The organism is Nocardioides sp. Z22_16 (assembly GCF_058134365.1).
In genome coordinates this window covers 748661-771554 of the sequence record NZ_JBYTTI010000001.1, presented here as the reverse complement: position 1 = coordinate 771554, position 22894 = coordinate 748661, and the positions used below count along the sequence as shown (strand labels likewise).

Sequence of the window (22894 nt, the reverse complement as noted above, 5' to 3'; positions counted from 1 at the left end):
CGCCCCGCTGGGGGACTCAGCGGGGCGACAGGGTCGCGGCCAGGCGACGCAGCGGTCACCGCAGCCCCTCGCCGCCCTGGTAGGCAGCCTGGGACTCCTCGAGGAACTGGGCGAGGGTGCGCCCGGCCACCGGGCCTCCGTCGAGCGCGTCCACCTGCTCGACCACCTCGATCCGCCCCGGTGTCCCGACCAGCCGGTCCTGCTCGAAGGCGAGTCCATGGTCTGGGTCCACGGACCCCGGGACCGGGTCGTGGGGTCCTCGCTGGGGGGCGGCCACCTGGTCGGCCAGCCGGTCCTCGAAGCCGTCCCAGGGACGTCGAGCCCGACCGACCGACCGTCGGGCTCCACCCCCACGGGGTCCTCGATCCGCTGGTGCACCTCGATGCCCGGGCGCACCACCAGCTCGGCCCCGACGTAGTGCGCGGCGTCCCGCGGCCAGGGTCGGACCGAGCGGAGGCATCGGCGGCCCACCTGTGAGGTGCCGGTCGAGTCGGTCGAGTCCGAGGCGCGGGTCCATGCCCCTCCTACGGTGCGGCGTCCCGGCCGGTTGTCACAGCTGGTCGGCGAGCGTGCCGAGCACGCAGGTTCCGGGCCAGGTTCCGGCAGCGTAGCGACCCCCGAGGTTCGACCGGGCTGAGCGTCGAGGAGCCGGACGACTAGGCTGAGCAACGTCGTCCGCGAAGACCGCCGCGCAGATCCCGAGGAGCCAGCAGATGCCCATCGCCACCCCCGAGCGCTATGCCGAGATGCTCGACGCCGCGAAGTCCAAGGGCTTCGCCTTCCCCGCCATCAACGTGTCGTCGTCGCAGACGCTGAACGCCGCCCTCAAGGGCTTCGCGGACGCAGGCTCCGACGGCATCATCCAGATCTCCACCGGCGGCGCCGACTACCTGTCGGGCCCCTCGGTCAAGAACATGGTCACCGGCTCCGTCGCCTTCGCCGCGTACGCCGCCGAGGTCGCCAAGAACTACCCGGTCAACATCGCCCTGCACACCGACCACTGCCCCAAGGACAAGCTGGACGGCTTCGTGCGGCCGCTGGTCGACATCTCCGCCGAGCGCGTGGCCCGCGGCGAGGCGCCCCTCTTCCAGTCGCACATGTGGGACGGCTCCGCGGTGCCGCTGGACGAGAACCTCAAGATCGCCGAGGAGCTGCTGGCCAAGTGCGCCGCGGCCCACATCATCCTCGAGGTCGAGATCGGCGTCGTGGGCGGCGAGGAGGACGGGGTCGCCAACGAGATCAACGAGCAGCTCTACACCACCCCGGAGGACGCCCTGGCCACCGTGCGGGCGCTCGGCACCGGCGAGAAGGGCCGCTACATGACCGCCCTGACCTTCGGCAACGTGCACGGCGTCTACAAGCCGGGCAACGTCAAGCTCCGCCCCGAGATCCTCAAGGCCGCCCAGGAGGCCGTCGTCTCCGAGCTCGGCCTCGAGACCGGCGCCAAGCCGTTCGACCTGGTCTTCCACGGCGGCTCCGGCTCGACCGCCGAGGAGATCGGCGCGGCGGTCGACTACGGCGTGGTGAAGATGAACGTCGACACCGACACCCAGTACGCGTTCACCCGCCCGGTCGCCGCCCACATGTTCCAGAACTACGACGGCGTGCTCAAGATCGACGGCGAGGTGGGCAACAAGAAGCAGTACGACCCCCGCGCCTGGGGCAAGGCCGCCGAGGCGGGCATGGCCGCGCGGATCGTGGAGGCGTGCGAGAACCTCCGTTCCGCCGGCACCACGCTGGGCGCCTGACCCAGCAGCACCGAGCAGCACCCAGCAGCACCCAGCACAGAGCACTGAAGGCGCACCGCCCGGCCTCGGGCGGTGCGTCTTCGCGCACCCACCGAAGGAGAGACGTGCGTCTTCGCGCCACCGCCACCGCCCTTGCCCTCGCCGCGACCTCGGTCGTCCTGCCCGCGACCCTCTCCGGCGCCGAGGCGGCGTCCGGGAGCTGGTCCCAGCTCTCCACCGCGGAGACCCGGACCAGCGGGTCGGTGGCGATGCACCGCACGCCCGACGGCAACCTGCACACCCTGCACGTGGAGAAGCTCCCCTCCGGCAACGTCGGCTACGTGCACTCGCTCCTCTCCCCGAGCGGCGCCCTTGTGCGCCAGACGCCGCTCCCGATGGACGTCAGCGGCCTCGGTGACCAGCCCACCCTGCAGGCGACCCCGTCGGGAGAGCTGCGGGTCGTCTTCACCTCGCTGGACGGTACCTCCGACCTGCGCTGGGGGCGCCTCGCCCAGGCCACGTCGACGGACTCGGGCGCCACCTGGACGGTGCACGGCGAGGCCCTGAGTCGCGACAACACCACCTGGGGTGACTCCGGCCTGGACGCGACGTACCTGCCCGACGGCACCACGATCCAGGCCTGGGCGGGGCTGAGCGGCATCAAGTGGCGCGTCGGCACCGTCACCGGCCGCGCCACCGACGCGCCTGCGGACCAGGTCGCTCAGCCCGGCGGCTACCGGGTGGCGCTCAACCGGGTGGGCGACACCGTCCTGGCCGCGTGGCAGTCCCACAACGGCACCTCGACGGCCGACACCGCCATCCGGGTCCGACAGATCTGGCCGGCCGTCGGCGAGCCCGTCACCGCCCCGGACTCGACACAGGGCTGGGCGGAGGAGCGCGTCCCGTTCGTCACCCGCGCCGACGGCTCCAGCTGGCTCGCCTACAACACGAAGGCCGACGCCGACCTCGCCGCGTGGCGACTCGGCACGGCCAAGCCGGTCAAGGTCGCGAAGAAGACCCGCAGTGCCCAGTACGACCTTGACGCCGCCCCCGACGGGCGACTGTGGGCCGCCTGGTACGGGTCGGACGGGCTCTTCGTGGCGCACACCGGACCGACGGGCACCGGGTTCTCCGCCCCGCGCCGGATCAAGGCCCCGGCGGGCGTGAGCTCGGTCTACAAGATCCAGCTCTCCGCCTCGGCCGGCGGCGCCGACCTGACTGTGGCCGGCGGTGCCGCCGGCGTCCACCACACCCAGCTCCGGCCCGGCCTCGGCGCCGAGGCCAAGCCGGCCCGCTGGAAGGCCGGGCGGGCCCAGAGGATCAAGGTCACGGTCCGCGACGGCGCCGATCGGGTGCGCGGCGCCCGGGTCAAGGTCGGGAAGAAGACGTGCCGCACCAACGCCAAGGGCGTCTGCACGCTGAAGGTCCCGGGCGGCAAGGCGCGCCAGGTGAAGGCCAAGATCACCCGGTCCGGCTTCGTCCCGGTCACGGTCAAGGCGAAGATCGGTCGCTGACGCTCCTCGCCCCGCGCGGGTCAGGTCCTCATCGGGCGTAGGCGCTGAGCCCGAGCTGGGCGGCACCGCCGGCGAAGGAGCTCGCCAGCACGATCAGCCGGTCCCGCGCCGGGTCGACCAGCACCTCCTGGGTGCGGAGCTTCCGCTCCGTGCCCTGCCACAGGAGGCCGCCCTCCCAGGTGTAGGCGGCCACGTGGCCGTCGGAGACGAAGATCCGGCCGCTGCCCGGGTCGAGGGCCAGGACCGCGTCCTCGCCCCAGCGGTCCACCTGCTCGAACGTGCTCAGGGTCCGGCCGCGCGGGCGCAGCACCCGCACCTGCGTCCCCCTGCGGGTGTCCAGCGCGGCGACGACGCGCCGGCCAGGGGCGTCGGCGGCCAGGTCCTCCACGATGCGGCCCGACTTCCAGCTCCGGTCGCCCCACGGTCGCCCGTCGGCGGTCCAGCTGACCAGGGTGGCGCCGGCGCGGCGACCGCCGCCCACGTGGACCACGCCGCTGGCGCCGACCTCGAGGGCGGTCACCCGCGCGCGCCGGTCGCGGTGGTCCCGGGTCGCCCTCCACAGGCGCTTGCCGCCCTCGCGATAGGCGAGCAGCACCGTCCGGGAGCCGCCTCCCACCACGTGGTGGGTGCCCGCGACGTACCAGGTGCCTCGCTCGGGGTCCACCCCCAGTGCGGTGGGCCCGGAGGTGAGCCCACGGTGCTCGAAGCGGCGGGTGACCACGGGGTTGCCGTCCCGGTCGTAGCAGGCCAGGTACCAGGTGGCGCGGGCCCTCCTGCCGACCTCGGCGTTGTCGTAGTGGCCGGTCAGGCAGCTGGTGCCGGTCGCCGGGTTGGTCACGAGGTCGGCCCCGAATCCCATCAGGCGCGACCGGACGGTCCAGCGCACCTCGCCGTCCAGCCCGATCCCGTAGACCCTCGAGCCCGTCGAGACCACGACCTGGCCCCCGTCGGGGTCGATCGTCATCTCGGTGCTGGAGGACCCGACGCCTCCGAGTCCGAGCTCCCAGACCGTCTCGCCGGTCTCCCCGTCGGTACGCCGGACTCGGGTGCGCGCGGTCGGCTGGGAGGTGTCGTGGAAGTGCGCGAGGACGTCGCCGGTCGCGGGGTCGAGCACCGCCCCGTCCTCGAACCCCAGGTCGTAGGAGTGCAGGACGCCGGGAAGATCGGTGCGCCACAGCGGCGCGCGGTCCTCGCCCTCCTGCGCGGCCGCTGGTGCGGCGAGCCCGGAGAGGCCCAGGCCGAGGAGGCCGGGAAGCAGGGCTGCCGCGACCAGCGTGCGGGCGGTGGTGGGTCTCATCGGAACCTCCGAGATCGGTGCGAGCACCGGGGGACTCGCGCGTGGTCTCAGGGGTTGTCCCCGGGACGGGGTCGTCGAAACCCGTCCCGGTGCCTGTCTCAGTGCTCGTGCTTCATCCCCTCGAAGGCCAGGACGGCGAGCAGCCCCAGCAGCAGCACCGCCGGGATCAGCAGCAGGGACTCGCCCATCGCCTGGCTGAAGGCCGGCCACGCCTGCTCGGGCAGTCCGCCGGAGGCGGTGGCGGTCTCGGCAGACCCGCCGCCGTGTGCACCGAGCCCGTTGGCCGAGAGTCGGGACTGCATCAGGACGGCGATCCCCGCGGAGCCCAGCACGGCGCCGACCTGGCGGGTGGCGTTGTAGATGCCCGCCCCGGCGCCGGCCTGCTGGATCGGGAGGTTGCGATTGGCGGTGGTGCTGAGCACCGACCAGAGGAAGGCGCTGCCCACCCCCAGCAGCGCCAGCGGCAGCAGGAGCTGCCAGACCGGCGTCCTCGGCCCGAGGGCGAGCGCCAGCCAGGTGAGCGCGCCGCCCATCGCCACGAAGCCGAACGACGTCAGCAGCCGCGGGTGCACCCGGTCGGCGAGCTTGCCCACCGTGCGCGCCAGCAGGATCGCGCTGACCGCCAGCGGCACCAGCAGCAGCCCGGACTGGGTGGGTGACCAGCCGCGCACCAGCTGGGCGTAGAGCATCAGCGGGAAGCCCATGGCGGTGAAGCCGAAGCTGACCGTGGTGATCGCGATGTTGGCGAGCGAGAAGTTGCGGTCCTTGAAGAGCGCGAGCGGCACCAGCGGCTCGCGCCGGTTGCGGGCCTGCCACCAGACGAAGAGGCCCAGCACCACCAGCCCGGTGATGATCAGCCGCCACACCGTGATCGGCCCGGTGATCGCGCCCCAGTCGTAGGTCTGGCCCTCCTGGAGGCCGAAGACCAGCAGGAACATCCCCGCGCCGCTGAGCGCGACGCCGAGCCAGTCGAACCGGTGCGGGTGGGTGTCGAGCTGCGGGACCAGCCGCCAGGCCAGCACGAAGGCGACGATCCCGACCGGGATGTTGACGAAGAAGATCCACTCCCAGCCCAGCCCGTCGACCAGGACGCCGCCCAGGATGGGCCCGACCAGGGTGGCCACCCCGGCGGTCGCGCCCCACAGTGCCATGGCGTTGCCGCGGCGGCTCGCCGGGAAGATCCGGGTAATGACCGCCATCGTCTGCGGCGTCATCATCGACGCGCCGAGCCCCTGCGCGACCCGGGCCAGCACCAGGCCGGTGATGCTGCCGGTCAGCCCGCACCACAGCGAGGCGAGGGTGAAGACGACGAGTCCCACCAGGTAGAGCCGCTTGGGGCCGTAGCGGTCGCCCAGCCGTCCGGTGATCAGCACCGGGACGGCGTACGCGAGCAGGTAGGCGCTGCTCACCCACACCACCGAGTTCACGTCGGCGTCCAGGTCCTCCATGATCGACGGGGTCGCGACCGTGACGATCGTGGTGTCGACCAGGATCATGAAGAAGCCGAGGCAGAGCGCCCACAGGGCGGGCCAGGGGTTCTCGGGGAGCGACGGCGCTGCAGCCGGGCGAACGGTCTGGGTCACCGACAGATCATGCCTCGTCCCCGGTGAGGAGGGGCCCGAAGGTCAGCTCCGCAGCTGGACGAGCTCGGTGACGTAGGTCCGGTAGCGGGCGAAGGTGAAGCGGTCGCGTCGCAGGTCCAGGACCCCTCCGGAGGCTCCGCCGTAGCTCTTGCCCTCGGGCATCCGGTGCTCCCAGAGGCGTCGCCCGGAGCGGCTGAGCGCGGTGACGACGAGCTCGCGGCGCCGTCGGTCGACTGCGTAGAGCCGTCCGCTGACCGGGTCGGCATTGACCCGCGCTTGCCAGGTGAAGCCGGGCGTCGAAGTCCGCCGCACGCCCCCGCCGGGGCGGACGGTCAGCAGGTGCAGCGACCCCGCGGCGGCGCCGGCCACGACGACGCGACCGTCACGGGGTCGCACCGACGCGGTGATCACGCTCGAGTCGAGCGAGGCCGCCGCTCGCAGCCCCACGCGGCGGACGGCCGTGCCGTCCAGGTCGCTCGTCACGAGTCGGGCGACGCGCCCGCGGGACCCCGCGACGTGCAGCAGGCCGCGCTCGGGGTCGAGCCGGACGTCCCGGACGAAGAAACCTCGCTCGAGCTCGTGCTCCCACAGCAGCTCGCCGTCCGCGCTGAGGACCATGACGCCGGGGCGGTGTCCCCGCGGGCCTCCCACGACCACGACCCGGTGGGTCACGGGGTCGATCACCAGGTGGTCCGGGGGGTCGGGGGAGAACCCCGTGCGGGCGAAGACCAGGGACCCGGTGCCGGTGAAGCACGCCAGGCTCCAGGTGGGGTCCGAGTCAGCGATCAGGGAGAAGTCCCGGGAGAGCATGCAGACCTGGCCGTTGACCGGGTCGGTTGCCACCTGGTGGGTCTCGACCGGGCGGAGGCCCGTGGGGTCGACGGCCCGCCACAGCCGCCGGCCCTCGAGGTCGCGCACCGTCACCGCGCCGTGGGCATAGCCCTCTGCGTCGGGCTCGGTGCCGCCGGCCACCAGCCGCTGCTGCGTGGGGTCGAGCACGAAGTGGTGGATGTGAGCTCCGTCGGGGCCGTGGCGGCGAGTCCACTCCACCCGACCGGTGCGTCCGTCGATCCGAGAGATCGTCGGTCGGCCACGTCCGGAGCCCTCGACGGTGGGGACGAACAGGTCCCCGGAGCGTGGGTCGAGGGCGGGGGCGGAGGAGCCCTCGAACAGGGGCGCGGGCGTGAACTGGCCCTGGATCCGGGGGGTGCTCCGCCACGTCGGGTCGCCGGGCTCGGCCCGGGTCGCGGCCGCCGGCAGCGCGGTCGATGCGCCCAGCAGCAGGGTCACGAGACCGACGACGAGTCCGGCGCGATTCCTGCGCGTGATCGTGACCACGTCCGTCCCCCGCCCCCGCTCCAGGTTCCTCAGCCCAGCAGCGCGTCGTACGCCGCGGGACTGGAGTCGCGGAGGAACTCCGAGCAGCGCTCCCACTCCTCGGTCTCGCCGATCGCGCGGGCCGAGAGGGCGAGCAGGGCCAGGGAGCGCAGGAAGCCGCGGTTGGGTGCGTGGTCCCACGGCACCGGGCCGTGACCCTTCCACCCGTTGCGGCGGAGCATGTCGAGGGAGCGGTGGTAGCCGACGCGGGAGAAGGCGTAGACGGTGACGTCGTCGGCGCCGGTGTCACGGGCCTGCTCGGCCATCGCGGCCCAGGCGAAGGGGGACGCCGGGTGGCTCCGCACCGCCTCGGTGGGGGAGCCGCCGGCCGCGAGCTCGGCGGCGGCGGGGTCCTCGGGGAGGAGGGTGGGCGGGGGACCTGCCATCAGGTCGAGGTGATTCATGCCCCCAGCATGTCACCCGTCGCCGACGCCTCACCGATCCCCGGGTCGACCGGTGTCGGGTGGCCACGTCGCCGGGCGGGGGTCGGCGATCCACGGCGGTGGCTCGGAGCGGACCAGGGCCTCCGCGACCTCGTCGCGGAACCGCTCCTCCGACCGGGCGACGGCGGCGGAAGGAGCGAGGACCGTCGCTCAGCCCAGGCGGACGACGGAGGCGAAGAGCGCCCCGGTCGTCAGCAGGACGGCCAGGATCAGGAACCACTGGTAGCTGCGCCGCCAGCTGCCGAGCTGGGTGCGGCCAGCCGGAGGGCGTAGGAGCGCCCGAGCGACTCCGCCATCCAGCCGAAGACGCCGGCGTTGCTGGTCTCCTCGGGGATGTCGAGGGGGTGAAGGGGGTCCCCGCCCATGCTGTGCTCCTTGCCTCGCTCGGCCTGGCTCGGCCTGGCTCGGCCCTCAGGATGGCATGGAGAGCAGCGCGCGCACCTTCTCCGCACCCAGCGCGACGATCAGCGTGGGCAGCCGCGGTCCGCGGTCCTTGCCGACCAGCAGGTTGTAGAGGAGCCGGAAGAACTCCTTCTGGTCGGCCTTGACCTCGTCGGTCGGGGCGGCGTCGACCGCCAGCCCGTGGGCCAGCTTGGGCACGCCGTAGACCACGGTGGTGACCGGCTCCAGCTCGAGCTGGGCGGGCAGGTGCTCGAGCAGCAGGTCGAGCCACTGCCGCTCCCGCGGCTCGAGGGCGGCGAGCCGCTCGGTGTCGGGGGTCTCCCGGACGATGGTGCGGTCCTCGGCCGGGACGAACTCGCTCGTCCACTGCATGGCCTTGGTGAGCCGCGGCTCGAGGTCGGCGACCGAGTCGTGGGCGAACCCGACGCGCCCGATCACCGCGCTGATCAGGTCGGCCGACCCGGCGGTCACGTCCGCGACGGAGGAGAGGGTGCGGAAGGGCACGTTGACCGCGGAGGTGGGCAGCGGGCCGCTCGCCGGGCCGACGGCCCGCTCGTGGGCGAGCACCGCGGCGTCGCGCTTGGCAGGGTCGGCCGCCTTGCGCCCGAGGGCGTCCCACTCGTCGTAGAGCCGGACCACCTCGGGGCCGAAGTCGATGTTGAAGGTCTGCTTGGGGGCGCGGCGGACGTAGAGCCAGCGCAGGATCGGCGCCTCCAGCACGCGCAGGGCGTCGGTGGCGGTCGGCACCCCGCCGGCCGAGGAGGACATCTTCTGCATGCCGGCGAAGCCGACGAACCCGTAGGCGACGAACGACGGCGCCCGGCCCCCGAAGACCTTCACCACGTCCTTGCCGACGGTGTAGGAAGAGCCGGGGGTGGCGTGGTCGGCTCCGCCGGGCTCGAAGTTGACGCCCTCGAAGGTCCAGCGCATCGGCCAGTCGACCTTCCAGACGAGCTTGCCCTCGTCCTGGGTGGCCAGGTTGGTGACGCCGGTGAAGCCGCAGGACGAGCAGGTGTAGGCGAGGTCGGTGCTGTCGTCGTCGTACGACGTGGCGGTGGTGGTGTCCCGGCCGCACTCGCGGCAGTAGGGCTTGAAGGGGAACCGGGCGAGGTCGGGACCGCTGCCCGGGGTGGCGGCCTCCTCGGCGGCCGCCTCGTCGGCCTCGGCCACCGACTCCTCCAGCGCCGCGGCCTCCTGGTCGGAGGCGGGCTCCGGGGCCTTGGCCTTCGTCCGGTAGCGGGCGAGGACCTCGTCGATGCGGTCGCGGTGGCGGACGGCGATGAGGATCTGCTCGCGGTAGGCCCCCGACTTGTACATCTGCGTCTGGGAGACCTCCTCCATCTCGACGCCCATCTCGGCGAGGGCGTCGCGCAGGGGCGCCTTGAAGTGCTCGGCCCAGGAGTCGTGGCACTCCCACGGGTCCGGGACGGCGGAGAGGGGACGGCCGATGTGCTCGGCCCACGAGGCCGGGACGCCGGCCGGCACCTTGCGGAGACGGTCGTAGTCGTCCCAGGAGTGGAGGTGGCGCACCGGGACGCCGCGGCGGCGCAGCTCGTCGGCGACGAAGTGGACGGTGAGGAACTCGCGCAGGTTGCCCAGGTGCACCGGGCCCGACGGCGAGGCGCCCGAGGCGCAGGTCACCGGGTTGTCCTCGCTGATCGTCTCCGGACCCGCGTGGCGGACGGCCTCGTCGGCGGCGCGGGTCACCCAGTCGACCGGGCCGGTGCTCTGCCCGGGCCTGGGCTCTGCCTGTGGGGTGCGACGAGACACGCGACCTACTCCTGCTGTGGGCGGCTGGGTCGCTCACGCTACCCGCCACGCAGCACGAGGCCGGAATCGTCCCCTGCTCGATTCCGGCACTCTTGCGTGTTCCCGAGACGTATGACGGTCCGGCTCCCCCCGGATGCCGGACCTACGCGGAACTGCTCCCCATGAGCCGCGTGCGTCCCATTGTTGGGGATGGCCGCGCGCCACCTCGGGGCACTTGTTGCCACTGACACTAAAGTGCCATTCATGAGAGAGAAGGTGCTGGCAGGCGCGCTCCAGCTGACCCCCACCTCGCTGCGCCTCTACCAGCGCCTGCGGGCGGCCGACGGCGCCCCCGTCGAGGAGGCGGCGCGCAGCCTGCTGCGCGAGCCGGAGGGGCTGCTGGCAGAGATCCAGCCCCTCGTCGACCAGGGCATGGTCCACGTCGACGAGGGGGTGCTGCGGATCGCCCCGCCGGGCGAGGCCCTGGCCGGCCTGCTGCTCGACGAGAGCCGCACGCTCTCGGAGGCGGCCGCCCGGCTCGAGCAGCTGGTCCAGGCGATCCCGACCACCCTGACCGAGCGGTCGCGCCGCGTGGTGCGCGCCGGGCACGAGTGGGTGGACGGCGAGGTCCTCGTGGGCGCCTCGGCGTCGTCGATCCTGGTGCCCTGGATCGAGCAGGGCACCGGCGACGTGCTGATCCTGCGCCCCGACCAGTGGCAGCTGCCGAGCGAGCCCGTGATGTTCGCCGCGGTGGCCAAGGCGCTCCACCAGGGCCGGGCGGTGCGGACGATCTACCCGGTCCGCGCCGTGAAGGAGGTCCCCCAGGTGCTGCTCGCACGGGTGGCGGCGGGCGAGCAGGTCCGGATCCTCCCCGACGTGCCGACCCGCCTGGCGATCGTCGGCCAGGACCGGGCGCTCTTCCCCGACCCGCCCGGGGTCTCCAACGACAAGCGCATCGTGATGCGCCACCCGGCGGTGGTCGAGCTGCTGGTCGCCTACTTCGACCGGCTCTGGGACCAGGCGGTGCCGCTTCCCGCTCTCACCCACGGCGACGCCAGGCGCCCGGGGCGCAGGCTGCTGCTCATCGAGCTGGCCTCCGGCGCGCGGGACGAGCAGATCGCCCGGACCCTCGGCATCAGCCTGCGGACGGTGCGCCGCCGGATCGCCGAGGTGATGATCGAGCTGGGCGTCGACACCCGGTTCCAGGCGGGGGTGGAGGCCGCCCGCCGCGGCTGGCTCTGAGTCGTCAGGGCAGGATCATCGAGTACGCCGCCTGCTCGAGGCGCCAGGTGCGGCTCCGCTCGGGCCCGTAGATCTCGCCGTCGGCCGAGGCGTAGAACTCCTCACCCGAGATGGTCACGGCGCGTCCACGCACGTAGGTGACCTCGTCGTGCTGCCGGTGGCGGCCGCGGAGCAGCTGGGCGACGTAGCTGATCTTCTCGGCCGGCCCGACGGCGCCGGAGATCATCACGTCGATGAGCCCGTCCTCGGCGTCGGCGTCGGGGGTGAGCTCGGTCCCGCCGCCCACCGAGGTGCCGTTGCCGACGGCCACCATCAGCACCGGCCGGTCGAAGTCGTTGACCACCCGGCCGTCCACCTCCACCCGCATCCGCAGCGACGGGGGCAGGAACGCCGCCTGGAGGGCGCCGACCGGGTAGCCGAGCTTGCCCAGGTTGACCTTGCCGGCCCCGATCGAGCCGAGCCGCTCCTTCCACCGGGCGCCGCGGCGGCTGGCCTGGGCGCCGGCCCCGACGTGCACCTGGTTGACGACCACGCCCCCCACCTCGTCGACGATCAGGTCCACCGGGCGGGGGCGCCCCGTGACCAGCACCTCGGCCGCCTCGGTCGGGTCCAGGGGGATCTCCATGGCGCGGGCGAAGTCGTTGCCGGTGCCCAGCGGGAGCAGCCCCAGCACCTTGTCCTTGAGCTCGTTGCGCCGGTGCAGCACCGAGACCACCGCATGCAGGCTGCCGTCGCCCCCGGCCACCACGATGTGCCGGGAGCCCGCCCGGTGGAGGACCCCGTCCAGCTCGCCCGGGTTGCTGGTCGCCGTCACCTCCACCGACGCCTTGCCCCGGAGCACGGTGAGGGCGGCGTCGAGCGCCTCCTGATCGGCCGTGCCGGCGCCGGAGTTGGTGATCACGAGGAACGAGTCCATGCGCCGGACAGTAGCGGAGCGACCCAGTTTGGTAGAGTCCTGCCGCAAGAGCTCCGGTGCACTTGCGCCGGAGCTGTTTCTTTTGTGCTGGGCGGTGACCGTCCCGCACTCCGAGTCAGGGGGGCTGCGATGCCCGCGATCATCATCCTGGGCGCCCAGTGGGGCGACGAGGGCAAGGGCAAGGCGACGGACCTGCTCGCTGCCACCACCGACAACATCGACTACGTGGTCCGCACCAGCGGCGGCCACAACGCCGGCCACACCATCGTGGTCAACGGCGAGAAGTTCGCCACGCACCTGCTGCCCAGCGGCATCCTCACCCCGGGTGCCACCTGCGTGATCGGCAACGGCGTGGTCGTCTCGCCGGAGGCGCTCTTCCGGGAGCTCGACGCGCTGCTCGCGCGCGGCGTCGAGCCGGCGCGGCTGGTGATCAGCGCCAACGCCCACGTGATCGCCTCCTACCACTCGACCATCGACAAGGTGACCGAGCGGTTCCTGGGCAAGAACAAGATCGGCACCACCGGCCGCGGCATCGGCCCGGCGTACGCCGACAAGGTCAACCGCCTCGGCATCCGGATCGCCGACCTCTTCGATGAGAAGATCCTCACCGAGAAGGTCGAGGGCGCCCTCGACGTGCGCAACCAGCTGCTGACCAAGGTCTACAACCGCCGGGCGATCGAGGTCGAGGCGGTGGTGGAGGAGCTGACGTCGTACGCCGAGCGGCTGCGGCCGATGGTGGCCGACACCTCCCTGCTCATCAACCGGGCGCTCGACGACGACAAGACCGTCCTCTTCGAGGGTGCGCAGGCGACGATGCTCGACGTCGACCACGGCACCTATCCCTTCGTGACCTCCTCCAACCCGGTCGCCGGCGGCGTCTGCGTGGGAGCCGGGGTCGGACCCACCCGGATCGACCGGATCATCGGCGTCATCAAGGCCTACACCACCCGGGTCGGCTCCGGCCCGTTCCCGACCGAGCTCTTCGACGAGGACGGCGAGAAGCTGTGGCGGGTCGGCGGCGAGGTCGGGGTCTCCACCGGGCGCGACCGCCGCTGCGGCTGGTACGACGCGGTGATCGCCCGCTACGCCACCCGGGTCAACGGCCTCACCGACCTCTTCCTCACCAAGCTCGACGTGCTCTCGGGCTGGGAGAAGGTGCCGGTCTGCGTGGCCTACGAGATCGACGGCGTCCGGCACGACGAGATGCCGATGACCCAGACCGAGTTCCACCACGCCAAGCCGGTCTACGAGTACCTCGACGGGTGGAGCGAGGACATCTCCGGCTGCCGCACCCTGGCCGACCTGCCGGTCAACGCCCAGCGCTACGTGACCGCGCTGGAGGAGATGAGCGGCACCCGGATCTGGGCCGTCGGCGTGGGCCCGGGCCGCGAGGAGACCGTGGTCATCCACCCGGACTGAGCCCGGACTGGCCCGGACTGGGCGACCTCAGCGCCGCCCGAGACCGTCCGTCCAGGCGTCCCGTACCGCGGCCTGTGCCTCGTCGGTGCCGCGCACCTCGACGACCACCGCGCCGTCGGGTCCCGGTGCCACGTCCCACCCGGTGCTGGCACTGCGGCCGTCCTGGTCCTCGACCTCGACGGTCATCCTGAGCAGGGGCACGGGCACGGCGCGGCTGCCGGTCGCCGAGGCCAGCCGGGAGACGTGCGGCGCCAGGTCGAGCCCCCCGCGGCCCGGCGCCGGCACCAGGAGGCGCAGGTGCGGAGGTCGGGCGGACTCCTGGCTGAGCTCCACCCGGCTCCCGGGGCGCGCGTCCGCCACGGCCTCCGCCGCGAGCAGCAGGAGGTCGTCGCTGCCGTCATGGACGGCCTCGGCCCAGGAGCCGTCCGCGGCCCGGAAGGTGAGCCGGGTGGCCGCGACCTCGTCGTCGGCGTCGCGACGCACCCGGGTGAGCAGCGGCACCGCCAGGTCCAGCGGCCCCGCCAGCCGCGCCTCGACACCGCGCTCGTCGGCCTGGGCGAGGACCACGCGCGGGTCGCTGGAGAGCAGCTCGACGAGCCGTGCCGTGGCGTCGCGCTCCTCGGGGGACCGCTGGGAGAGCGCCAGGACGTGCTCGGTCACCGCGACCTCGACCGGCGGCTGACCCGCCTGCTCCGGGCGCGCCCGGAGCGTCCTGCGGACCGCGTCGGCCGCCTCCTGCCCGGTGACCCCGACCATGACCACCTCTGCCGAGACCACGAGGCCGGACAGCTCCTGCGGGAACTCCGCAGGGTGCGCGCGCTCGAGGTCGCGCGCGAGCGCGAGGCCCGCGGTGGGCAGCTCGCCGGAGATCCTGATCGACCGGTCGTGGGTGCTCCGGCGCGTCGCGCCGAGCTGGCTGGCGTGGAAGGTCGGGGAGGGCAGGCCCTCGAGGGCCTCCCAGGCGCTCTCGGCCAGCGTCCACACGTCGGCGTCGCGCGTCGGCGTCGCCCCCACCGTCGCCTCCACCGTTGCACCGCCGTCGCGCATCCTGACGACGAAACTGTCCAGCGTGGGCTGGTCCCGGCCCCAGACGAGGGCCCGGGCCAGTGCCGCGTCCGTCCCGGGGCTCCGGGGCGTCAGCTCGGCCCGCACCCAGCGCTCGTCCTCCTCGTCGGCGCCGTCCGGGTCGGCGAAGGTCAGCGTCATCTCCCGGGGGTCGAGCTCCCGCGCGGCCCCGAGCGCGCGGGCGACCTCCTGGCTCGTCGCGTCGGGCGCGAGGTCGACCGAGAGGAAGCAGCTGCTCAGCTCGCAGCTCACGCGCGAGCCGGCCACGCCGTCGTTGTCGGCGAACGCGTCGTCGGCGTCGTCGGCGTCGATCCCGCAGCCCCCCAGCAGTGCGGCGGTGAGCAGGAGGGCCGCGAACGGGCGCCCGGTCAGGCCGGTCACCTGGGGCCGGGGGCGGCGTACCAGGCCATCTCGGGGATCTCGATGGCTCCCTCGGCGCGCCTGTCCCAGTCGACCGGCAGTCCCTCGGCCGCCAGGGCTGCGGCGACCAGGCGGCCCACCGCCGCGTCCTCCTCGAGCCGGGCCGCGGGGTCGGCAGAGGAGTAGCCGGCGGCGCCGTAGCGCAGGAAGAGCGTGAAGGGGCCCTCGAGGAGTCGGGTGGCGTCCTGGTGGTGGAAGAAGACATAGCCCTGTGCTCCCGCCTCCTGGGCGGCTTCGGCGCCGAGCTGGTGTCCCTCGGAGTTGTCCCAGCCCAGGGGGGCCCGGGCGAGGACGCCGTCGCGCTCCAGTGCGGCGAAGGCCCGCAGCAGGGCCGCCGACATGTCCTGGTCACCGCGCTCGGCGGCCAGCGCGACCCGGCGGTCCCACTCCTCGCGGACCGCGGCCTCGGCCTCGGGGCGCGGCACGCCCTCGGCCACCGCGTCGTAGGTCAGCTCGTCGAGGTGCTCCTCGAGTGGCTCGGTCGTGGTCAGGAACTCGACGGCCGCGAGCTCGCGCAGGTGCTCCAGCAGGCCGTCCTTCTCCTCCTCGTCCAGAGCCGGCGCCTCCGGCGTCGGCTCGGCGGGGGCGGGCTGGGGCTTCGCGCCGAAGAGGCGTCCGAGAAGGGCCATGCGGCGAAGTATGTCGACCGGGGCGTCGAGCCGCTACCGGCGCTGCACCGCGTGGATCAGGTCGCTGCCCAGCTCGACGAGCTCGTCGCGGCTCAAGGTCAGCTCGTCGGTGAGCCAGCAGGCGAGCACCTCGGCGAAGCCGGCGGCGAAGAGGAGCCCGTGGAGCCGGGCGCGCTCCGGCGGCCAGGCGGAGTCGCCGAAGATCCGCTGGCCCTGCTCGCCGATCAGGTCGGCGAAGCCGGCCAGCACCCGGTGCCGGCGGGCCCGCAGCGCGGCGTTCCCGGTCGACTCCACCACCGCCACGCGACCCTTCGCCGGGGAGGCGGCGAGGAGGTCGACCACCGCCGAGATCGCGGCACGGACCTGCGCCGTCGGCTCCGGGGTGTGCGCGGCCATGGCGGCCAGGCCGGTCTCGGCGATCTCGGCGGCCACGGTCTCGAGCGCGGTGACCATCGCGTCGTCGCGGTTGCTGAACGACTCGTAGAAGTAGCGCTCGGTGAGGCCGGCCGCCACGCAGATGGCCGTCATCGTGGTGCCCGACTCGCCCTCCCGGGCGAGCACCTCGATGGTCGCCTCGACCAGCTGGGCGCGCCGGGTCGCCACGCGCTCGCTCGCCGACCTGCCTCGATAGCTGCGCTGGGATGCGACCACGTGCCCATCCTGCCCGACTCGGCCGCCGACCGGTGGACACCCGTTGACAGTGACCTGGGTCACCGGAAAACTGACAGGGCTGTCTGTCAGATTACCGAGGAGACCCGCATGAGCCGTTCGTCGAGCACCCCCCGCCGCGGGGCCCGCTTCCTGGAGGGACGCGTCGTCGCGATCACGGGAGGGGCCCGCGGGATCGGCGCCGCCACCGCCCGGCTGGCCCGCGACGCGGGCGCGGAGGTGGTCATCGGCGACCGCGACGTCGCCCACCTCCAGCAGGCGGCCCAGGAGCTCGGGGTGCGCTGGCACCCCCTCGACGTCACCTCCCCCGAGGAGTGGGAGCGGTTCGTCGAGGCGGCCGGGCCGATCGACGTGCTGGTCAACAACGCCGGGATCATGCCGGTCGGGGAGTTCCTGCGCGAGGACCCGGCGGTCACCCGGCAGATCTTCGCGGTCAACACCTTCGGGGTGATCCACGGGACCCGGGCGGTGGCCCCGGGGATGGTCGCGCGGGGACGCGGCCACGTCGTCAACATCGCCTCGGCCGTCGGGCGGGTGGCCCTGCCCAACGGGGCGTCGTACTCCGCCTCCAAGCACGCCGTCGTCGGCTTCACCGAGGCGATGCGCGCCGAGCTCGGCCCCGCGGGGGTGGAGGTCTCGATGGTCCTGCCGGTGATCGTCAACACCGCCCTGGGCGCCGGGGTGGCGCGCACCCGGGGCGTGCCGACGCTCGACCCCGAGCAGGTCGCCGACGTCGTCGTCGACGTGATCCGCCGCCCCGTCCCCGAGGCCTGGGCGCCGCGGTGGGGCCAGCCGGTCACCAAGGTCTCCCAGGCGCTGCCCCGGCGCTTCCAGAACGTGGCCCGCCGGCTGATGGGGGCCGACGAGGTCCTCACCCATGCCGACGCGGGCGTCCGGGCGGCCTACGAGGCGGAGGCCCGTCAGGGCTGAGCGGCACCGACCCCTTCCTGCCACGCCCGGCGCAGCTCCTCGTCCGCCGCCTCCTCGGAGCCCGGCCCCAGCAGGAGGGCCGGCGGAGAGGCCGACAGGTCGATGCTCCACGCGGTCGTGCGGGCCAGGCGCGTGCGGTCGACCGCGCTCACGCTCGTGGTCAGCTCCGGGACGACCCCACCGGCGTCCGCGTGCCACGCCCCGACGATCCGGGCGTACCGGACCAGCTCGGGGGCGAGCGCCGGCGCCCGGACGGTCACGCCGAGGAACGGCTCCTCACCCCGCTGGGCGCTGAGCTCCAGCTCCTCGACCCGGGCACCGGAGCGCAGCACCCGCTGGGCCAGCTCCAGCAGCGCGGGCCCGCCGCCCGCGGTCAGCGTCACCTCCACCCGCACCCGCCCCGCGGCCGAGAGCACCACGGTGTCCTGCTGGCCGTCGGCCCGCTCGGGGATCGTGCCGACGAGGGCCGCGGCGCCGGCCAGCGACGCCTCGGCCAGCCGCACGTAGACCGAGTAGGGGCCCTGGAGGGCGAGCGCCACCTCCGGGCGGGTCTGCAGCTCGGCCAGGACCGCGGTGTGGTCGCTGGCCGGCAGGCCACCGTCCGGGTCGTCGGCCAGCTCGGCGAAGTCGAGGATGGAGTCGGTGACGAAGACCTCCGGCGGGCCGGCGTCCTCGGCCCCCGGGGCGCGCGTGGCCAGCTCCCGGACCCGGCCGGGCAGCCGGGCGTCGAGCACCCCGACGTACGTCGTCCCGGGGCGGACCGCGACGCCCGTCAGCGCCTCGCCCAGCTCCCGCTCCAGGCCCCGGGCGAGCGCGACCTGCTCGGCCGGGAACTCCCCGCCCGCCGCGACCGACCGGTCGACCCGCGTGAAGGACCCGAAGAAGCGCACCGTCCCCGCCCCGAGGTCGGCGGCGGGCCACAGGTCCTCGGCCACCTCCCAGGCCTCGGCGCCAGCGTCGGTGCGCAGGTCCACCTCCACCCCGGTGCCGCTGACCAGGAGCTCGGCGCGCTCCAGCGTCGAGGCCCGCCGGTAGGTGAGCAGCAGCTCGGCGACCGCCGCGTCCCAGGTGTCGGCCGACCCCTCGACGAGGCTCGCCTGCGCGGGCCTGCCGCCGACGGCCTGGGCCGTCACGTCGACCTGGTCGGCGTCGAGGTCGCGAGCGGCGCGCAGCACCGAGACGACCTCGTCGGCGTCGGCCGTGGCCTCGAGGGCGACGGTGACCAGGCAGTGGCCCTTGAGGCAGGTCTCGTCGACCTCGGCCACGCCGGCGACCCCGGCGAGGGCCTCCTCGGCGCCCCCCGTGGAGCGGCATCCGCCCAGCAGCGCCGCGACGACCACCAGAACGGCGCCGACCGTCCTCCGTCTGTGCCTCATCGTCTCTCCCCTCGTCGGGGAGGGTAGCGGCCGTCGGTGCCCGCCGACGCGAGCAGCGCGCGCAGGCCGGTCCTCGGACACGTAGTCTTGCGCCACGTGAAGACCCTCGTCATCGGCACCGGCGGCCGCGAGCACGCCCTGGCACTCGCCCTCTCCCGGGATCCGGCCGTGACCGAGGTGCACGCCGCGCCGGGCAACCCGGGGATCGGCGCGGTGGCGACCCTGCACGCCGTCGACGCGATGAACGGCGCCGCGGTCGCCGACCTCGCCGAGCGGCTGGGCGTCGACCTGGTCGTGGTCGGACCCGAGGCGCCGCTGGTCGCGGGGGTCGCCGACGCGGTCACCGCGCGGGGGATCGCCTGCTTCGGGCCGAGCCGCGAGGCCGCCCGGCTGGAGGGGTCCAAGGCGTTCTCCAAGGAGGTGATGGCCGCCGCCGGGGTGCCGACCGCGGGCTCCCGGGTCTGCGAGACCCCCGAGGAGGCCGCCGCCGCCCTGGACGCCTTCGGGGCGCCGTACGTCGTCAAGGACGACGCGCTCGCGGCCGGCAAGGGCGTCGTGGTCACCAGCGACCGGGTCGAGGCGCTGGCCCACGCCGCGGCCTGCGGCCGGGTGGTGGTCGAGGAGTTCCTCGACGGTCCGGAGGTCTCGCTCTTCGCGGTCTGCGACGGCACCACCGCCCACCCGCTCCAGCCCGCGCAGGACTTCAAGCGGATCTTCGACGGCGGCCTGGGGCCCAACACCGGCGGGATGGGCGCCTACTCGCCGCTCCCGTGGGCGCCCGCCGACCTGGCCGAGACCGTGATGGAGACCGTCGTCCGCCCGACGCTGGGCGAGATGGCCCGGCGCGGGACGCCGTTCCGCGGCTGCCTCTACGTCGGTCTCGCGCTGACCGCCGCCGGACCGCGGGTGATCGAGTTCAACTGCCGCTTCGGCGACCCCGACGTCCAGCCGGTGCTCGCCCTCCTCGACTCCGGGCTCGGCGAGCTGCTGCTGGCGGCCGCGCGCGGCGAGCTCTCCCAGGTCGCGCCGCCCCGCTTCCGCGACGGCGCCGCGGTCAGCGTGGTGATGGCCTCGGCCGGCTACCCGGAGTCCTCGTCGGCCGGTGACGTCATCGTCGGCACCGAGACCCTCGACGCCGACCCCGCGGTCGACGTGATCCACGCCGGCACCGCGCTGCGCCCCTCCGCCGGCGGAGCCGCCGAGCTGGTCACCGCCGGCGGCCGGGTGCTGGCCGTGCGCGCCGTCGGCACCGACGTCGCCGACGCCCGGGCCAAGGCCTTCGAGGGCATCGCCACCGTCTCGTTCCCGGGTGCCCAGTGGCGCCGCGACATCGCCGCCGAGCCGCTCGGCGTCGTCGAGGGCGCCGCCGCCCTCGCCCCCACCGATCAGGAGAACCGATGACCGTCCCCAACGTCCTGGCCACCCGCTACGCCGGGGCCGACCTGGCCGCCATCTGGTCGCCCGAGCACAAGATCGTGCTGGAGCGCCGGCTCTGGATCGCCGTGCTCCGCGCCCAGCGCGACCTCGGCATCGAGGTGCCCGAGGGCGTCATCGAGGCCTACGAGGCCGTCGTCGACCAGGTCGACCTCGGCTCCATCGCCGCGCGCGAGCGGGTGACCCGGCACGACGTGAAGGCCCGGATCGAGGAGTTCTGCGCGCTCGCCGGCCACGAGCACATCCACAAGGGGATGACCTCGCGCGACCTCACCGAGAACGTCGAGCAGCTCCAGGTCAAGCAGAGCCTGGCCGTGCTCCGCGACCGCGCGGTGGCCGCGCTCGCTCGCCTCGCCCGGCTGGCCGCGGAGCACGAGGCCACCGTGATGGCCGGCCGCTCGCACAACGTGGCCGCGCAGGCCACCACCCTGGGCAAGCGGTTCGCCACCGTGGCCGACGAGATGCTCATCGGCGTCCAGCGGGTCGAGGAGCTGCTCGCCCGCTACCCGCTGCGCGGGATCAAGGGCCCGATGGGCACCGCCCAGGACATGCTCGACCTGCTCGACGGTGACGCCGCCAAGCTGGCCGACCTCGAGGGCCGGGTGGCGGAGCACCTCGGCTTCGACCAGGTGCTCACCAGCGTCGGCCAGGTCTACCCGCGCTCCCTGGACTTCGACGTCCTCTCCGCCGTCGTGCAGCTGGTCGCCGGACCCTCCAACCTGGCCACCACGATCCGGCTGATGGCCGGCATCGAGCTGGTCACCGAGGGGTTCAAGGAGGGCCAGGTCGGCTCCTCGGCGATGCCGCACAAGATGAACACCCGCTCCTGCGAGCGGGTCAACGGCCTGGCCGTGGTCACCCGCGGCTACCTGTCGATGATCGGCGAGCTCGCCGGCGACCAGTGGAACGAGGGCGACGTCTCCGACTCCGTGGTCCGCCGGGTCGCGCTGCCCGACGCCTTCTTCGCCGCCGACGGGCTCTTCCAGACCTTCCTCACCGTGCTCGACGAGTTCGGTGCGTTCCCCGCGGTGATCCAGCGCGAGCTGGACCGCTACCTGCCCTTCCTCGCCACCACCAAGGTCCTGATGGCCGCGGTCCGCAACGGCGTCGGCCGCGAGGTCGCCCACGAGGCGATCAAGGAGGCCGCCGTCGGCGTCGCCCTCGACATGCGCAAGGGCCAGGTCGAGAACGACGTCTTCGACCGGCTCGCCGCCGACACCCGCCTGGGCCTGACGCGCGAGCAGATCGACGGTCTGGTCGCCGACCCGATCGAGTTCACCGGCGCCGCCGTCGCGCAGACCCAGGAGGTCTGCCGGCGGGTCGCCGAGCTGGCGCAGCGGCACCCGGAGGCCGCGGCGTACGCCCCCGGCGCGATTCTCTAGCGCGACCCCGGCACGTGATCGGCGCCACCTAGGATGGGGCGCATGGGGCGCCGCGATGAGTCTTGATCCGTGGGCGGAGCTGCCCCTGGACCCGACCGTGCCCGCGCACGCCCACCTCCGCGCCGGCGACCGTGACCGCGACGCCGTCGCGCAGGTGCTGGCCCAGGCCTACGCCGAGGGCCGGATGGACCGCGACGAGCTGGACCAGCGGTCGGAGGCGCTCGCCGGCGCCCGCACCCTGGGTGAGCTGCCGGGCCTGGTCGCCGACCTGGTCCCCCCGCCTCCTCGCGCCGGCACCGGGCTCGCGCGGGCCGGCGCGGGCTCGCCCGAGACGATCCGCGCCAAGGCAGTGGAGACCTACGAGCACGAGCGGCGCAACGCCTTGTGGTCGATGCTCTCCGCCACCCTGATCTGCACGGTGATCTGGGCGGTCGCGGGCATCGAGTCCGGCTGGAGCTTCGACCCGGCCTTCCCGTGGCCGTTGTTCGTGCTGCTGGGCACCGGGCTGAACTACGGGCGCACGGTCTTCGACCGCCAGGACCTGGTGGCCGAGGAGGTGCGTCGCCTGGAGCGCAAGGCGAGGAAGCGCGCCGCCAAGGAGCTCGAGCAGGGCCGCGACCAGGGCCCGGCCGAGGACGCCTGACCCAGGAGTCGGCGGAGGCTCGCGCTGGCGCAGCGGCACCCCGAGGCCGCGGCGTACGCCCCGGTGGTTGACGAATTTGAGCAGATGCTCAAGAGTGGACGTCGTGCCCGCGATGACCTCAACCTGGCGACCCGACACGTGGTGGCTCCCGACCGGTCTGTCCCTCGGGTTCGTCCTTGGCGCCCTGTATCCGATCGTCGGGCTGGTGCCCCTGCTGGTGGTGGACCCACAGCGTGCCTCCACCCTCGCCGGGATGGTGGTCTTCGGAGTTGTCGGCGGGCTCATCGGGGCCGTGCTGGGCCTGGTCCTCGGTGTGCCTCTCACCCTCCTGGTGCCCGGGGGTCTCTCCGCGAGGGCGGCCCGGCCGGCGGCCGCCGTCGTGGTGCTGGTGACGGGGCTGCTCCTCCTGTGGGGCGCGGCTAGCGCCGACTACCTGGAGTCGCTGGGCTTCGGGGAGTTCGGCTTCGGGGACTTGCTCCCCTTCTGGTCGGGCCCGGGCCTGCTGGCCGTCGCCGCGGCTGCGTGGGCCGCCGGTCGCCGCAGCCGCGACGCCTGAGCCCACCGCGCTCTGCGGCATCGGGACGTGCCCGGCGCCATGCTGTCGCCGGCGTCCGCGCGGTGATGCATATATGATCTATTCACCTGCGGCGCCGATCCCTCGGGCTGCTCGAGGTGAG

Annotated in this window: 21 protein-coding genes; 9 read left to right on the top strand and 12 right to left on the bottom strand. The window is 73.9% G+C overall.

What is annotated here, in order from left to right:
- Positions 1-55: 55 nt before the first annotated feature.
- Positions 56-232: a hypothetical protein gene (locus AC3X7R_RS03710; protein WP_489964212.1), complete on the bottom strand. Its 177-nt coding sequence runs from the start codon at positions 230-232 to the stop codon at positions 56-58.
- 481 nt (positions 233-713) lie between these two features.
- Between AC3X7R_RS03710 and fbaA the strand changes: the two genes are divergently transcribed.
- Positions 714-1748 (top strand): class II fructose-bisphosphate aldolase, encoded by a 1035-nt coding sequence (gene fbaA / locus AC3X7R_RS03705; protein ID WP_489964211.1) that lies wholly within the window; start codon positions 714-716, stop codon positions 1746-1748.
- Between the two features lie 104 nt (positions 1749-1852).
- Positions 1853-3241, top strand: coding sequence for a hypothetical protein (locus AC3X7R_RS03700; RefSeq protein WP_489964210.1), 1389 nt, complete (start codon positions 1853-1855; stop codon positions 3239-3241).
- A 28-nt stretch (positions 3242-3269) separates the two neighbouring features.
- Here AC3X7R_RS03700 and AC3X7R_RS03695 read toward each other — a convergent pair whose 3' ends face one another.
- The 6 genes from AC3X7R_RS03695 to lysS all read right to left on the bottom strand — a co-directional run bounded on the left by AC3X7R_RS03695 (position 3270) and on the right by lysS (position 10113).
- Complete coding sequence (locus tag AC3X7R_RS03695) at positions 3270-4538, bottom strand: hypothetical protein (protein ID WP_489964209.1); 1269 nt, start codon at positions 4536-4538, stop codon at positions 3270-3272.
- A gap of 98 nt (positions 4539-4636) precedes the next feature.
- Positions 4637-6121 (bottom strand): DHA2 family efflux MFS transporter permease subunit, encoded by a 1485-nt coding sequence (locus AC3X7R_RS03690; protein ID WP_489964208.1) that lies wholly within the window; start codon positions 6119-6121, stop codon positions 4637-4639.
- A gap of 42 nt (positions 6122-6163) precedes the next feature.
- A complete protein-coding gene (locus tag AC3X7R_RS03685) occupies positions 6164-7459 on the bottom strand; it encodes a hypothetical protein (protein ID WP_489964207.1) in 1296 nt (431 codons plus the stop codon).
- 29 nt (positions 7460-7488) lie between these two features.
- Entirely contained in the window at positions 7489-7902 is a 414-nt protein-coding gene (locus AC3X7R_RS03680; protein WP_489964206.1) for a DUF3151 domain-containing protein, read from the bottom strand.
- Positions 7903-8150: 248 nt separating this feature from the next.
- Positions 8151-8306 carry a hypothetical protein gene (locus tag AC3X7R_RS03675; RefSeq protein ID WP_489964205.1) on the bottom strand — a complete coding sequence of 52 codons (156 nt, stop codon included), beginning with the start codon at positions 8304-8306 and terminating at the stop codon, positions 8151-8153.
- 46 nt (positions 8307-8352) lie between these two features.
- Positions 8353-10113, bottom strand: a complete 1761-nt coding sequence (gene lysS / locus AC3X7R_RS03670; protein ID WP_489964204.1) for a lysine--tRNA ligase — start codon at positions 10111-10113, stop codon at positions 8353-8355.
- A gap of 243 nt (positions 10114-10356) precedes the next feature.
- Between lysS and AC3X7R_RS03665 the strand changes: the two genes are divergently transcribed.
- Positions 10357-11334 (top strand): DNA-binding response regulator, encoded by a 978-nt coding sequence (locus AC3X7R_RS03665; protein ID WP_489964203.1) that lies wholly within the window; start codon positions 10357-10359, stop codon positions 11332-11334.
- 4 nt (positions 11335-11338) lie between these two features.
- Here the strand turns inward: AC3X7R_RS03665 and AC3X7R_RS03660 are convergent, their stop codons facing one another.
- Positions 11339-12250, bottom strand: a complete 912-nt coding sequence (locus tag AC3X7R_RS03660) for a diacylglycerol/lipid kinase family protein (RefSeq protein WP_489964202.1) — start codon at positions 12248-12250, stop codon at positions 11339-11341.
- A 129-nt stretch (positions 12251-12379) separates the two neighbouring features.
- Between AC3X7R_RS03660 and AC3X7R_RS03655 the strand changes: the two genes are divergently transcribed.
- The gene (locus AC3X7R_RS03655; protein ID WP_489964201.1) at positions 12380-13669 is read left to right on the top strand and encodes an adenylosuccinate synthase; all 1290 of its coding nucleotides are present in this window, start codon (positions 12380-12382) and stop codon (positions 13667-13669) included.
- Positions 13670-13696: 27 nt separating this feature from the next.
- Here the strand turns inward: AC3X7R_RS03655 and AC3X7R_RS03650 are convergent, their stop codons facing one another.
- The 3 genes from AC3X7R_RS03650 to AC3X7R_RS03640 are packed head-to-tail and all read right to left on the bottom strand — an operon-like array spanning position 13697 to position 16434.
- Positions 13697-15115 (bottom strand): hypothetical protein, encoded by a 1419-nt coding sequence (locus tag AC3X7R_RS03650; RefSeq protein WP_489964200.1) that lies wholly within the window; start codon positions 15113-15115, stop codon positions 13697-13699.
- Positions 15112-15783 carry a DUF6891 domain-containing protein gene (locus tag AC3X7R_RS03645; protein WP_489964199.1) on the bottom strand — a complete coding sequence of 224 codons (672 nt, stop codon included), beginning with the start codon at positions 15781-15783 and terminating at the stop codon, positions 15112-15114. The genes AC3X7R_RS03650 and AC3X7R_RS03645 overlap by 4 nt, the downstream gene beginning before the upstream one ends.
- Before the next feature lie 33 nt (positions 15784-15816).
- Entirely contained in the window at positions 15817-16434 is a 618-nt protein-coding gene (locus AC3X7R_RS03640; protein WP_489964198.1) for a TetR/AcrR family transcriptional regulator, read from the bottom strand.
- Between the two features lie 108 nt (positions 16435-16542).
- Between AC3X7R_RS03640 and AC3X7R_RS03635 the strand changes: the two genes are divergently transcribed.
- Complete coding sequence (locus AC3X7R_RS03635) at positions 16543-17382, top strand: SDR family oxidoreductase (protein ID WP_489964197.1); 840 nt, start codon at positions 16543-16545, stop codon at positions 17380-17382.
- Here AC3X7R_RS03635 and AC3X7R_RS03630 read toward each other — a convergent pair.
- Entirely contained in the window at positions 17373-18758 is a 1386-nt protein-coding gene (locus AC3X7R_RS03630; RefSeq protein WP_489964196.1) for a hypothetical protein, read from the bottom strand. The two genes, AC3X7R_RS03635 and AC3X7R_RS03630, sit on opposite strands and share 10 nt — an antisense overlap.
- 96 nt (positions 18759-18854) lie before the next feature.
- Here AC3X7R_RS03630 and purD point away from each other — a divergent pair, with 96 nt between their 5' ends.
- The 4 genes from purD to AC3X7R_RS03610 all read left to right on the top strand — a co-directional run bounded on the left by purD (position 18855) and on the right by AC3X7R_RS03610 (position 22773).
- A complete protein-coding gene (gene purD, locus AC3X7R_RS03625; protein WP_489964195.1) occupies positions 18855-20159 on the top strand; it encodes a phosphoribosylamine--glycine ligase in 1305 nt (434 codons plus the stop codon).
- Entirely contained in the window at positions 20156-21574 is a 1419-nt protein-coding gene (gene purB, locus AC3X7R_RS03620; RefSeq protein ID WP_489964194.1) for an adenylosuccinate lyase, read from the top strand. Before purD ends, purB begins: the two co-directional genes overlap by 4 nt.
- Before the next feature lie 55 nt (positions 21575-21629).
- Positions 21630-22217 carry a DUF1707 SHOCT-like domain-containing protein gene (locus AC3X7R_RS03615; protein ID WP_489964193.1) on the top strand — a complete coding sequence of 196 codons (588 nt, stop codon included), beginning with the start codon at positions 21630-21632 and terminating at the stop codon, positions 22215-22217.
- A 103-nt stretch (positions 22218-22320) separates the two neighbouring features.
- On the top strand, positions 22321-22773 hold the full coding sequence (locus AC3X7R_RS03610) for a hypothetical protein (RefSeq protein ID WP_489964192.1): 453 nt from the start codon (positions 22321-22323) through the stop codon (positions 22771-22773).
- Positions 22774-22894 lie beyond the last annotated feature (121 nt).